We start from the raw sequence: 13036 nt of genomic DNA, 5'->3' as shown, positions 1-13036 counted from the left end.
TCAGTCTCCTTTCAGGACAAGCGAGGGAAGGCCAAGGGCCGAACGGTCGACGGGGCCGGCCGGGGCATCGGTGCGCCGGGCGATCCTGAGAAGGGCCGAGCGCGCGCGGGGGTTGGCGGCGCATTCGGCCTCGTCGGCGGCGACCGCCTTGCGGGTCAGGGTCTCGAAGCGCGGCGCTTCGGCCTCCTGCATCGGGGCGTGGCGGCTCCCCTGCCCGGCGCGGCCCGAGCGTTGCTGCAGGAAGCGTTTCACGATCCGGTCTTCCAGCGAATGGAAGCTGACCACGGCCAGCATGCCGCCCGGTTTCAGCGCCCGTTCGGCGGCCTCGAGCCCTTCGGCGAGCTGGTGGAACTCGGCATTCACCGCGATGCGAAGCGCCTGAAAGCTGCGCGTCGCGGGGTGGCTTTGCCCGGGTTTCGGCCGGGGCAGCTGGCTGCTGACGATCTCGGTCAGGCGCAGCGTGGTCTCGATGGGTTCCAGCGCGCGGGCCTTGACGATGGCCCGGGCGATGCGGCGCGAGGCGCGTTCTTCGCCGTAATGGTAGAGGATGTCGGCCAGCGCCGCTTCATCCTCGTGGTTGACCAGATCGGCGGCCGAGGGCCCCTCCTGGCTCATCCGCATGTCGAGGGGGCCGTCCTTGGCGAAAGAAAAGCCGCGTTCGGGCAGGTCGAGCTGCATGGACGACACGCCAAGGTCGAGCACCACGCCGTCAAGCGGCTCGCCCGCCAGCGTATCGAGGTCCGAAAACGTGCCCTGCACCACCCGCAGCCGCTCGCCATAGGGCCGGCCCCAGTCCCGCGCCAGATCCAGCGCCAGCGGGTCGCGGTCGATGCCGATGACCAGATCCGCACCGGCCGCCAGAAGGCCCCGGGCATAGCCGCCCGCGCCCAAGGTCCCGTCCAGCCACACGCCCGAGACTGCCCCTACCCCGGCCAGAAGCGGGGTCAGGAGGACGGGGATGTGCGGGGCGTCGGGGTTCTCGGAGGGCATCGTCCTTTCCGTCACACGGCAGGGGTCGGTTTCGGCGGAAGCTTCGGCAGCAGCGAAGCGGGATCGAAGCGGGCACCGCCACGCTCGACGATCAGCGCGTCCGTGCGGCCGGCTTCATGCGCCTTGTAGGTCTCGGGCTTCCACATCTTGAAGTGGCTGCCGACACCGATGAAATAGATGCGGTCGTCGAGGTCGAGCTTCTTGCGCAGCCGTTGCGGCAGGACGATGCGTCCGTCGTCGCCCAGCTGCACGTCCATCGAGGAACCGAGGAAGAAGGTCTCGGCGATCTCGCGCTCTTCGGTCCCCTCGTCGAGAAGCTCGATACGCTCCTCGATCTTCTCCATCTCCTTGCGGGTATAGCAGCGCAGGTGATTAAGCGAGTCGGTGCCGTAGACGATGACGAAGGTGGGGCGCTCGCCCTGGGCCATCAGATGGTCGCCCGCGGCGATGACAGGACGGAAAGCGGCGGGAATGGAGACGCGCCCCTTCCCGTCGATGCCCTGTTCGTCGTCGCTGCGAAATCTGAGCGACACGCCGCATTCTCCTGTTGCTCCACCGATCCGGGAGCGCCAAAATTGAAACGGCGGCTCGGGTGCTGCCATACCCGAGCCGCCGCCCTCGTCCCACTGCGGGGTCGCCTGGTCACGTAACCGTCTTTACTAGGGGGGGGGATGAAAGACGTCTGCTCGCTACGCTCCAGATCTTGATGTGAAGTTGCCTGTAGTTACTGCCTTGGTATCGGAGGATCTTTTTTGTGTCCTTCCATGGTCCTTTGATGCCATGGGACTTCACGGATATCAACGGGAATTCGAGGGAATGCGCAGGTCGCGCAGGGGATGACGCTACCAGTCGTTGAGGCCCGGCCTGGCGCAACACTAGATATCGGCCAGACCCCCTACCCGCCCCACCAGATAAAGCGCTAACAGCCCCCTTCAGGGTCAGGGGAAGAATCGGCGGCGGGGCGCGGATTTGTGTCCATAGGGACACACGCAATCGTTAAGATTAATTATCCCACACTTATCCACAATTAATATCCCCCTCACCGGGGTGTGATTCCGATTCGGCGGAGGTTGGCCCAGAGCGATCCCATCCAGTCCCAGGCCATTTCCCAGCCTGTCCCAGCCGGACTCCGGGCCTCATTCTGGGATTTCGTGGGTTCGGCGGTTTCCCGGAGGGGGCTGCGATGGGACGGAACGGGTCAGCGCCAGGGAAAACCCCGGCCGTCCCGAGCGGATCCCTGGAATTCCCAGCCCGATCCCGGGCCTGACCGCGCGCCGCCTCCTCGCCGGGCCTGCGCCCCCGCCCTTGCGGATACCCGGCCCCCAGATCAGCCGCCGCCAGGACCTTGAGACCCGCGGGTCCTCCCCACGGACCCCACCCGCTGCCGCGCCATCACGCCTGATGCGTCGCAGCCGCCGTGTTCGCGGCGCCACGCTTTCGCGCCCCTCCCCCGCCTTTCCAGGCCATTCCCCCGAAACACCGCTGGGATTTCACGGATCCGGGCGGCGGAGGCCCCGTATCAGAGGGTCGAAAAACCAAAAGCCCGGGCGTTTCCGCCCGGGCTCCCTGAAAATCCCAGCCTGATCCCGCGTCAGACCAGCTGCGCGATCAGCGACCGCGCCATGCGCCGGTAGGGCTCGCCCGCCGGGCTGTCGCCCGCCGCCACCGGCTGCCCGCCATCACCCGACAGGCGCACCTCCAGCAGCAGGGGAAGCGATCCCAGCATCGGCAGCCCATGTTTCTCGGCCTCGCGCGCCACGCCGCCATCGCCGAAGATATGCTCCTCATGCCCGCAGTTCGGACAGACGAAGGTCGACATGTTCTCGATCAGCCCCAGCACCGGGGTCTTCAGCGTCTCGAAGGCGTTGAGCGCGCGCCGCGCGTCCAGGAGCGCCACATCCTGCGGGGTCGAGACGATGATCGCCCCGGTCACCGGGAACTTCTGGCAAAGCGTCATCTGCACATCGCCCGTCCCCGGCGGCATGTCGATGACCAGCGCATCAAGATCGCCCCAGGCGACCTGCGTCATCAGCTGTTGCAAGGCCCCCATCAGCATCGGGCCGCGCCAGATCAGTGCCTGTTCCTCGGGCAGCATCATGCCGATGGAGATGACGCGCACCCCGAAGGCCACCGGCGGGATGATGGTCTTGCCATCGGGCGAGGCGGGTTTCTTGGTCACGCCCATCATCCGCGGCTGGCTGGGGCCATAGATATCGGCGTCGACCAGCCCGACCCGCCAGCCCTCGCGCGCCAGCGCCACGGCAAGGTTGGCCGAGACGGTCGACTTGCCGACCCCGCCCTTGCCCGAGCCCACGGCGATGATGCGCTTGACGCCCGGCACCTCGTTGGGACCGGCGGTCGGGTGGCGACCGATCGAGAGCGAGGGCGCGGCCCCCTTCCCCGCCCCGGCGGGTGCCTTCGCGGCCGGGCCATGCGCGGTCAGCGCGACCGAGACCTTGCTCACCCCCTCCATCGCCGCCACCGCCGCCTCGGCCGCGGCGCGCACCGGTTCCAGCGCGCGGGCGGTGTCGGCGGAGTCGGTCTCGATGACGAACCGGACGCTGCCCGCATCGACACCCAGCGCGCGGACGAGGTCGCGGCTGACCAGATCGCCCCCGCCGGGCACCGCGATGCGGGCAAGCGTGGCGAGGATCGCGTCGCGCGACGGGCTGGCGGCCATGGGATACTCCTGTTCCTTCAGAATCGGTTTGCCCTAACCTGTCCGGGAATCGGCCGGTGACAAGCCCCCGCGACCCGGGCGCCGAAAGGGACATTCTGCCGCAGGGAAGGGCCGCTCAGGCCGCCCGTGCCCCCGCCGAATGCGACCTTTGTCCCCAAGATACACCCCTGAGGCAGCTTTCCCCTACGTCGCCATGCTGTCGCTGCATAGCAGCATTGCCGTGAGGAGGGATTGTGCAGGCGCAGCATTTGGGCCATCTTTGCTTCAACGGCGAAACAAAATCACCAGCCCGGCTGGAAACGGATCGCCTCGAAACGAAAAGGTAACACCCATGGCTTACGCCTCTGCACAAACGACCCGCGCGACCGGCGTGTTCGGCCAGATCGCCGAAGCCTTCTCGTCGCTGCGGACGGCCTGGGCGCGCTCGCGTGTCTATGTCCGGACCTACAACGAGCTGAATGCGCTGACCAGCCGCGAACTGGCTGACCTCGGCATCAGCCGCTCGATGATCTCGCGCCTGGCCTATGAGGCCGCCTACGGCCGCGACGCTTAAGAATTCCGGGCCCCGCGGGGCCTGTGACCGAAACGACGGCCCCTCCTCCTCCCTGGGCCGATCGTGCAAGGAACCGCCGCTTCCTCCTCCCTGCGGTAAGGTTCCGACCTGTTGCTGAGGCCCCTCCTCCTCCCTGGGCCGAAGGCACTCCGGCGCGGTTCCCCCTCCTCCTCCCTGGGGAACCGCGCCCCGAATTCCGGGGCTCCCCGCCTGGCGGGCCGACCCCAAAAGTTACGGATGCCCCTCCTCCTCCCTGGGTATCCGTTCGTGGCGCGGCGATCCTACCTCCTCCCAGGATCGCCGCGCCCCAAACAGGCGGCGGACGGTCCTCCCCCGAACGCCGATGATGACGCGGCTGCCCACCTCCTCCCGGGCAGCCGCGTTTTTTCGTTTTGTCCCTGCAGTTTTAAGATGTTTCCGGCATGCCTGTTTTCCGGGCACGGGCCCGGAATCTCGCATATTGCGACGACATCGCGTGTTTTTGTTTTTTCGAAAGTAGAATTGCAGTCATATATGGACCGCTTGGTAAAGAACGCGCCTCAGAAGGGCACGTCGTCCATACCATCCGCGGGCATCAGGAAGCGGGCGACGATATGTTTCTCGCCCGCCCGGTCGAAGGCCACGGCGACCTTGTCGCCGTCCACCGCGACCACCGACCCCGTCCCGAATTTCTGGTGAAAAACCCGCTCGCCGGGGGCGAAATGCACCTCGGCGGTGGCGCTGCGCACGGCCATCGGTGTGGGCGGCGCCACGCGGGCCCGGGCCTGCATGCGCCGCCAGCCGGGGGCGTTGTAGACATCCGCCTTGGCCGCCCGGTGTTCGAGGCTGTCGTCATCCTCGGCCCGGGCGTGACGGCTCTGCGCCGCGCCGCCAAGGCCACCCAGCCCGGGCGCGCTGAGCAGCTCGACATGGTCGCGCGGCATCTCGTCGATGAAGCGGCTGGGCAGCTGGCTTTGCCACTGGCCATAGACCCGGCGGTTGGCGGCGAAGGAGACGAAGCACAGCTCCTCGGCGCGGGTGATGCCGACATAGGCCAGCCGCCGCTCTTCCTCGAGCCCCTTGAGCCCCGATTCGTCCATCGAGCGCTGCGAGGGGAACAGCCCCTCTTCCCAGCCGGTCAGGAAGACCACCGGGAATTCCAGACCCTTGGCCGCGTGCAGGGTCATGATCGTGACCTTGGCCTGACTTTCCTCGGTCTCGTTGTCCATGATCAGCGCCACATGCTCCAGAAAATCCTGCAGCGAGCCGAAGCCCTCCAGCGCCTTGATGAGTTCCTTGAGGTTCTCCAGCCGCCCCTCGGCCTCGGGCGTCTTCTCGGCCTGCCACATCGCCGTATAGCCGCTTTCGTCGAGAATCATCTCGGCCAGCCGGACATGCGAGAGGCCGGGCGCGGGCGCGTCGAAATCCTCGACCACCAGTGCGGCATCCTCGGGCGGTGCGGCGGGTGCCCGCACCATATCGTGCCAGCGCGCCATATTCTCGATGAATTCCCGCAGGTTGCCCGCGGCACGACCGCCCAGCATCCCATCGCGCAACACCAGTGCCGCCCCCATCAGCAAGGGCAGATCCGCCTCACGCGCGACGCGCTGGATGGTCTGCTGCGCCTTGTCGCCGATACCGCGCTTGGGGGTGTTGATGATCCGCTCGAAGGCCAGATCGTCGGTGGGCGAGATGGCGAGGCGGAAATAGGCCATCGCATCGCGGATCTCCATCCGCTCGTAAAAGCGCGGGCCGCCGATGACGCGATAGGGCAGCCCGATCGACAGGAAGCGGTCCTCGAAGGCGCGCATCTGATGGCTGGCGCGGACCAGAATCGCCATCTCGTCAGGAGAAATCTCGGGTCCAAACTGGGGGCTATCAGGATCTGAAATTAGCTTCCGAGACTTAAAGTCAGTCTCGGGGTCTCCGGCGCGACCGACGGGCAGCGATCTTGATTCGGCCCGTGCCGCGTAGTTCTTCGCGAGTCGGTCGTTCTCTTGGTCTACGGTTTGTGACCTTGGGTTCCTTCGATACGAGTAATACGCACTGGTTCCGCGTTCCAGTTTCTCGACTTGCTCGCCCACCCAGCGCGCCTCGTCTTCGCTGTCCCAATGACCGATAAGCCGAACCTTTTCTCCCTCGGTCGCCTCGGTCCACAGGGTCTTGCCCAGCCGGCTCTGGTTGGCGGCGATGACGCCCGAGGCGGCGGCCAGGATATGCGGGGTCGAGCGGTAATTCTGCTCCAGCCGGATGACCTTGGCGCCCGGGAAATCCCGCTCGAAGCGCAGGATGTTGCCGACCTCGGCGCCGCGCCAGCCATAGATCGACTGATCGTCGTCGCCGACGCAGCAGATGTTGGAATGGCTCTGCGCCAGCAGCCTGAGCAGCAGGTATTGGGCGACGTTGGTATCCTGGTATTCGTCCACCATGATGTAGCGCAGCCAACGCTGGTATTGCGCCAGAACATCCGGGTTCTGCTGGAAGATCGTCACCACATGCAGGATCAGATCGCCGAAATCGCAGGCGTTGAGGGTCCGCAGGCGGTCCTGATAGGCGGCGTAAAGCTCGGTCCCGCGGTTGTTGAAGGCGCTGGCCTCCGCCCCCGGCACCTGATCCGGCCGCCAGGCGCGGTTCTTCCAGGCGTCGATCAGATTGGCCAGCTGCCGCGCGGGCCAACGCTTTTCGTCCATGTTCAGGGCTTGAATGAGCTGCTTCATCAACCGCAGCTGGTCGTCGGTATCGAGGATGGTGAAGTTGGACTTCAGTCCGACCAATTCGGCATGGCGCCGCAGTATCTTCGCTGAGATGGAATGGAAGGTGCCCATCCAGCGGATCGGCTCCTTCAACTCGAACGGCGTGACGAGCAAGCGTTGCTGCATCTCCTTCGCCGCCTTGTTGGTGAAGGTAACGGCGAGGATCTCGTCAGAGCGTGCGGCGCCGGTGGTAATGAGATGCGCAACCCTCGCCATCAGGGCTTTGGTCTTGCCGGTCCCCGCCCCGGCCAGCATCAGCACCGGGCCGTTCAGGGTTTCCACCGCCTCGCGCTGGGGGGCGTTCAGCCCCTCCATGTATTGCGCCGAGCGGCTGGCCGTGGCGCCGGCCATGGCCAAGGATGACAGGCTGCGTTCGCTCATTGGTCGTTCCCCACTTGTTCCCGTCATGCCCTGTGCAGCCCCGGGGCGCAAGCCCCGTCAGCGCCGCCGGGCCAGATAGGCGCGGGAAAACGCCGCATAGCCGGGGGCGGTGACGCGCAAGTGATCCCGCATCAGCGCGTGCAGCGCCGGGAGCTGGTCGAAGGGCACGGCCGGATAGACGTGATGTTCGACATGATAGGGCATGTTCCAGGCGAGAAAGCGCACCAGCCGGTTGGTGAAGGTGGTCCTGGTGTTGTCGAACATGTCGGCCACCTGCGGGCAATCGCCATGTTCGGCCAGCAGGTAGAGCCTGAGGAAGGGCTGGCCGATGACGATTGGCAGCAGCCAGACCCAGAGGATCACGGGCGTCCACAGCAGCGACAGCAGCGCCACGGCGTAGAGCGCGAGCAGGATCCGCGCCTCGCGTTCCGCCCGGGGCCGCGCGCGCTCGGGCAGGTAGGATGGGCGCTCGGCGCCCATCGCCAGCCGGCCGAGCAGCCGCAGCGACCCGATCCAGAGCGGGATGCCCGAGACATGCCAGAGCCAGTCCCCCCGGGTTTCGGGCTTGGGGGAGGCCAACTCGGGGTCGCCGGGCTGATTGGTGAAGCGGTGATGCGCCAGATGGAAATAGCGAAACCATTGAAAGGGATTGAGGATCAGCGCCCCGGCGAGCGTGCCCATGACCTCGCACAGCCGGTCACTGGCGAAAGGCGTCTTGTGGGTGCATTCATGCTCCAACGTGAAGAGGAAGACGATCAACACCCCCTGCACCGGCAGCAGCAGCGGCCAGCCCGGCACGCCCGCCGCGATCAGCCCGCCCGCCAGCAGGATGGCGCCGCCATGCGCCGCCAGATGCACCAGCCCTGCCCGGCGCGGCCGCGCGGTCAGCGCCGCCCTTGCCTCGGGCGTCAGGGATCTGAGGAAGTCGCTATGGCTCAGGGGTGGTTCCATCGGTCCATGAGCCCCCGAAGCGCGCCCCGGGTCAAGCCGCCTGCGCGATGCCCTCCGGCGCGAAGGGCCGGATTTCGACCTCGGCGCCCCGGAACCGGCAGAAGGAACCGGGCGGGATCGCCTGCCAATCGCCCTCGTCCGCCTCCAGCGGTTCCGAGACCACAGCCCGCCCGCCCCGGGTGTCGGACCAGCGGTGCCAGAGGCTCGGCGCCTTGTCGTCGGTGGCATAGCGCACGGCGTAAAGCGTCTCGCCATCGCTGAAACAGCAGGTCAGCCGCAGATGCGGCCCGCAGCCCTTGGCCCGGCTCAGCGCCGCCAGCCGGGCGGCGGCGCGTTCCAGCCCGCCCTGCGGGTCGCGGTCCAGCCCCTCGGCCAGGGCGATCAGGAACAGGGCCTCGCTGTCGGTGGCGCCCTTGCGCTGGGGATAGAGGTCGTCGGGGATCATCATGTCGGCATCGCGCCGGAACCCGTCATAGCCGCCGACCTGCCCGTTATGCATGAAGCTCCAGCGCCCCACCACGAAGGGATGACAATTGTTGCGGCTGGTGGCGGTGCCGGTCGAGGCCCGGACATGCGCGAGGAACAGGGACGAGCGCACCTGGGCAGTGATGGCGCGCAGGTTCGGATCGGACCAGGCGGGCAGGATGTCGCGGTAAAGCCCGGGCTCCGGCCGCTCGCCATACCAGGCGATGCCGAATCCGTCGGCGTTGATCGCGGTGGTGCTCTGCATCGCGTGATGGCTCTGGGCGATCAGCGAATGGCCGGGGCGACAGACGATGTCCTCAAGAAAAATCGGCGCTCCGACATAGGCGGCCCAGCGACACATTCAGCGACTCCGGTCTTCGGTGATCGGCAGGAGGGGCGCGGCAGCCCCGGGGTAGCCGGGAAAAGCTAGCACGCGGTGACGGGAACCCGCCAGCCCCGCCAGGGGCAGCCATGGAGCGTGTCGGAGGGGGAGGTGGGGTGGCAGCATCGGGTCTCTCCTGACTGGCTGGCAGTCTAGCCAATCCTTCGCGGGAAAGGGTCGCAAAGATCCGTGATTTCTGCCAGGGTTCTTGTGACATTCTCCCAAGATATCGGGAAAAGCCATGACACTGGACGAAATCGACCGCCGGATCCTCGCCATCTTGCAACAGGATGCGGGACTTCCGCTCGAGGAGATCGGCAGTCGCGTGTCTCTGTCGCGCAACGCCGTCTGGCGCCGGATCCGGCTGATGGAAGAGGCGGGCGTGATCCGCGCCCGGGTGGCGCTGCTCGACGCCGAGGCCTTGGGACTGGGCCTGTCGGTCTTTCTGATGATCCGCACCTCGGACCACCGGCCCGACTGGCTGGAGCGCTTCGCCAGGGCCACCCGCGACCTGCCGGAGATCCTGGGCGCCTACCGCATGACCGGCGACCTCGACTACCTTATCCACGCCCGGGTCGCCGATGTGAAAGCCTATGACGCGCTCTATCAGCGGCTGATCCGGCGGGTGGACCTGTCGGATGTCTCGGCAAGCTTCGTGATGGAAGAGCTCAAGGACACGACGGCGCTGCCCTTGTGAAACGAAGAAAGGGGGGCGCTGCCCCCCTCGCCTGCGGCTCACCCCCCGGGATATTTGAAGAACAAAGATGCACGGTTAACGAAAGGCTAATCTTGATCTTTGTTCTGCAAATATCCTCGGGGGTTTCCAAAGGGGGCCCGAGGGTCCCCTTTGGCGGGGGGTGCGGGGGGCTGGCCCCCCGCATTCCCCGTCTCTGGGGGCTGGCCCCCGCCATTCACAGGCTCGCGTCGTCCATCAGCTCGACGATCACCAGATCCCGGACCGAGGCGCCGCGGGCGTGGTCCAGTGCCGCCTGGTATTCGGGCGAATGGTAGCAGGTCTCGGCCGCCTCCAGCGAGGGGAAGACCGCCACCACATTGCGGGCGCGGTCCTTGCCTTCCAGCGTCACGTAGCGCCCGCCACGGGCGATGAACTTGCCGCCGTGCCCGGCGATGGCCGGACCGGCGCCCTGGGCATAGCGGCCATAGGAATCGGCGTCGGTCACCTCGACATGGGCGATCCAGAGGGCTTTGGGCATGGTCAGTTTCCTTTGATGATGGCTTCGGCCGCGGCGATGGCCTTCTCGGCCCCGGCCATGTCGGCGCCGCCGCCCTGGGCCAGCGCCGGGCGGCCGCCGCCGCCCTTGCCGCCCAGTTCCACGACCGCCGCTTTCAACAGATCCACGGCCGAGAGGCGCGCGGTCAGGTCATCGGTGACCCCCGCCGCCACCGCCGGTTTGCCGCCGGTATCGGCGATGAGCAGCACCGCGCCCGAGCCGAGCCTGGCCTTCATCGCGTCGACCATGGCCGGCAGGTCCTTGCCCGAGACGCCGGACAGCACCTGGCCGATGAACTTGACGCCGGCGATGTCCTTGGCCTCGGTCCCGCCGCCCGTGCCGCCGCCCATGGCGAGGTCGCGTTTCAGCTGCGCCACTTCGTTGGAGAGCGCCCGGCGTTCCTCGGCCAGCGCCTTCACCCGTTCCACCACATCGGCGAGCGGGGTTTTCAGCAGCGCCGCGACCTCGGTCAGGCGGGCTTCCTGCTGGCGCAGATGGGCGAGCGCCGCCTCGCCGGTCAGGGCCTCGATCCGCCGCACGCCGGCCGACGAGGCCGAGTCGCCCAAGAGCACGAAGGCGCCGATGTCGCCGGTGCGCTTCACATGGGTGCCGCCGCAGAGTTCCAGCGAATAGGTGTTGCCCTCGGCACCCTTGCCGGAATCGAGCAACGTCCCCATCGACACGACCCGCACCTCGTCGCCGTATTTCTCGCCGAAGAGGGCCTGCGCGCCCAGCGCGCGGGCGTCGTCGGGGGTCATGATGCGGGTGTCCACCGGGGCGTTCTGGCGGATGAAGGTGTTGACCTCGGCCTCGACAATCGCCAGTTCGCCGCCGTCCAGCGCCTTGCCATGGCTGAAGTCAAACCGCAACCGGTCGGGTGCGTTCAAGGAGCCGCGCTGCGCGACGTGATCGCCCAGCGCCCGGCGCAGGGCCTCATGCAAGAGGTGCGTGGCCGAGTGGTTGGCGCGGATCGCGCCGCGGCGGGAATGGTCCACTTCCAGCTTCACCGCTGCACCCCGGCGCAGGGCGCCCTTGGTGACCACGGCCTGATGCACGAAGACGCCGTTCAGCTTCTTGGTGTCCTTGACCGCGGCCTCGCCGCCGTCCCAGCGCAGGAAGCCGCTGTCGCCGACCTGACCGCCGCTTTCGGCGTAGAACGGGGTCTGGTTGACGACGACCGAGACCTCGCCCTTGGCCTCGTCGACCAGGGTGTCGCCCTCGACCAGCGCCAGGACCTGCCCTTCGGCGGTTTCGGTGTCATAGCCCAGGAATTCGCTGCCGCCGTGCTTCTCGGCCAGTTCGAACCAGATCGCCTGATTGGCCGTATCGCCCGACCCCGCCCAGGAGGCGCGGGCCTTGGCCTTCTGCTCGGCCATCGCCGCCTCGAAGCCCCTTGTGTCGACGCCCCGGCCCTTTTCGCGCAGCGCGTCCTGCGTCAGGTCCAGCGGGAAGCCGTAAGTGTCATAGAGCTTGAACGCCGCCTCGCCCGGAAGGTCGGTGTTGTCGGCGATCTTCTCCAGCTCGGCGTCGAGCAGTTTCAGGCCCCGGTCCAGCGTGGTGCGGAAGCGGGTTTCCTCCAGGCGCAGCGTCTCGGCGATCAGGGCCTCGGCGGTCTTCAACTCGGTGTAATGGCCGCCCATGGCCCGCACCAGCGCCGGCACCAGCTTGAACATCACCGGATCCTGCGCGCCCAGCATATGCGCATGGCGCATGGCGCGGCGCATGATCCGGCGCAGGACATAGCCGCGGCCTTCGTTCGAGGGCATGACGCCATCGGCGATCAGGAAGGCAGTCGAGCGCAGGTGGTCGGCGATGACCCGGTGATGGGTCTTGCCGGGGCCATCGGGGGCGCCGTCGGTCACATTGGCCGAGGCCTCGATCAACCCGCGCATCAGGTCGGTGTCGTAATTGTCGTGCTTGCCCTGCAGCAGCGCGCCGATCCGTTCCAGCCCCATGCCGGTGTCGATCGACTGCATCTCCAGCGGGCGCAGCGTGCCGTCCTCGAACTGCTCGTTCTGCATGAACACGACGTTCCAGATCTCGATGAAGCGGTCACCGTCCTCATCCTTCGAGCCGGGCGGGCCGCCCCAGATATGGTCGCCGTGATCGTAGAAGATCTCGGTGCAGGGGCCGCAGGGGCCGGTCGGGCCCATGCGCCAGAAATTGTCGTCGGTGGCGATGCGGATGATCCGGTCTTCCGGCACACCGACCTTGCGCCAGATCTCGAAGGCCTCGTCATCGGTGTGGTAGACCGTGGTCAGAAGCCGGGTCTTGTCGATGCCGAAATCCTTGGTCAGGAGTTCCCAGGCAAAGGGGATCGCCTCGGTCTTGAAGTAATCGCCGAACGAGAAATTCCCCAGCATCTCGAAGAACGTATGGTGACGGGCGGTATAACCCACGTTGTCGAGGTCGTTGTGCTTGCCGCCGGCGCGGACGCATTTCTGGGACGTGGTCGCGCGGTTGTAGGGGCGGTGTTCCAGCCCGGTGAAGACGTTCTTGAACTGGACCATGCCCGAGTTCGTGAACATCAGCGTCGGGTCGTTGCGCGGCACCAGGGGCGAGCTGTCCACCACGGCATGGCCCTGGCGGCGGAAATAATCGAGGAAGGTCGAGCGGATATCGTTGAGGCTTGCCATTGGCGGAACGGGCCCTTCGGTCTGCGGGTTTGCG

Annotated in this window: 10 protein-coding genes; 2 read left to right on the top strand and 8 right to left on the bottom strand. The window is 67.0% G+C overall.

The window, feature by feature from the left end; genetic code table 11:
- From rsmH to DDE23_RS03545, 3 genes are all read right to left on the bottom strand, one after another.
- On the bottom strand, window positions 1-990 hold the full coding sequence (rsmH, locus tag DDE23_RS03555; RefSeq protein ID WP_107749988.1) for a 16S rRNA (cytosine(1402)-N(4))-methyltransferase RsmH: 990 nt from the start codon (window positions 988-990) through the stop codon (window positions 1-3).
- A gap of 11 nt (window positions 991-1001) precedes the next feature.
- Window positions 1002-1523 carry a division/cell wall cluster transcriptional repressor MraZ gene (locus tag DDE23_RS03550; protein ID WP_157957963.1) on the bottom strand — a complete coding sequence of 174 codons (522 nt, stop codon included), beginning with the start codon at window positions 1521-1523 and terminating at the stop codon, window positions 1002-1004.
- Window positions 1524-2581: 1058 nt separating this feature from the next.
- Window positions 2582-3670 carry an Mrp/NBP35 family ATP-binding protein gene (locus DDE23_RS03545; protein ID WP_107749986.1) on the bottom strand — a complete coding sequence of 363 codons (1089 nt, stop codon included), beginning with the start codon at window positions 3668-3670 and terminating at the stop codon, window positions 2582-2584.
- Between the two features lie 331 nt (window positions 3671-4001).
- Here DDE23_RS03545 and DDE23_RS03540 point away from each other — a divergent pair, with 331 nt between their 5' ends.
- Window positions 4002-4223: a DUF1127 domain-containing protein gene (locus DDE23_RS03540; protein WP_107749985.1), complete on the top strand. Its 222-nt coding sequence runs from the start codon at window positions 4002-4004 to the stop codon at window positions 4221-4223.
- 539 nt (window positions 4224-4762) lie between these two features.
- Here the strand turns inward: DDE23_RS03540 and DDE23_RS03535 are convergent.
- The 3 genes from DDE23_RS03535 to DDE23_RS03525 are packed head-to-tail and all read right to left on the bottom strand — an operon-like array spanning window position 4763 to window position 9113.
- Complete coding sequence (locus tag DDE23_RS03535) at window positions 4763-7336, bottom strand: ATP-dependent helicase (protein ID WP_238149886.1); 2574 nt, start codon at window positions 7334-7336, stop codon at window positions 4763-4765.
- Between the two features lie 57 nt (window positions 7337-7393).
- Window positions 7394-8287, bottom strand: a complete 894-nt coding sequence (locus tag DDE23_RS03530; protein ID WP_202863203.1) for a fatty acid desaturase — start codon at window positions 8285-8287, stop codon at window positions 7394-7396.
- Between the two features lie 31 nt (window positions 8288-8318).
- Window positions 8319-9113, bottom strand: coding sequence for a class II glutamine amidotransferase (locus DDE23_RS03525; RefSeq protein ID WP_107749983.1), 795 nt, complete (start codon window positions 9111-9113; stop codon window positions 8319-8321).
- A 262-nt stretch (window positions 9114-9375) separates the two neighbouring features.
- Between DDE23_RS03525 and DDE23_RS03520 the strand changes: the two genes are divergently transcribed.
- Window positions 9376-9831: an Lrp/AsnC family transcriptional regulator gene (locus tag DDE23_RS03520; RefSeq protein WP_107749982.1), complete on the top strand. Its 456-nt coding sequence runs from the start codon at window positions 9376-9378 to the stop codon at window positions 9829-9831.
- A 214-nt stretch (window positions 9832-10045) separates the two neighbouring features.
- On the opposite strand, the gene DDE23_RS03515 is transcribed toward DDE23_RS03520, so the two are convergent.
- Together DDE23_RS03515 and alaS are read right to left on the bottom strand one after the other, a co-directional pair.
- Window positions 10046-10348, bottom strand: coding sequence for a DUF1330 domain-containing protein (locus DDE23_RS03515; RefSeq protein ID WP_107749981.1), 303 nt, complete (start codon window positions 10346-10348; stop codon window positions 10046-10048).
- A 2-nt stretch (window positions 10349-10350) separates the two neighbouring features.
- Entirely contained in the window at window positions 10351-13002 is a 2652-nt protein-coding gene (gene alaS / locus DDE23_RS03510) for an alanine--tRNA ligase (protein ID WP_107749980.1), read from the bottom strand.
- Window positions 13003-13036: the final 34 nt, after the last annotated feature.

The organism is Pararhodobacter aggregans (assembly GCF_003075525.1).
Classification (GTDB): Bacteria; Pseudomonadota; Alphaproteobacteria; order Rhodobacterales; family Rhodobacteraceae; genus Pararhodobacter; species Pararhodobacter aggregans.
The sequence above is the reverse complement of the archived record's forward strand: the minus strand, read 5'-3'. Positions and strand labels throughout refer to the sequence as shown.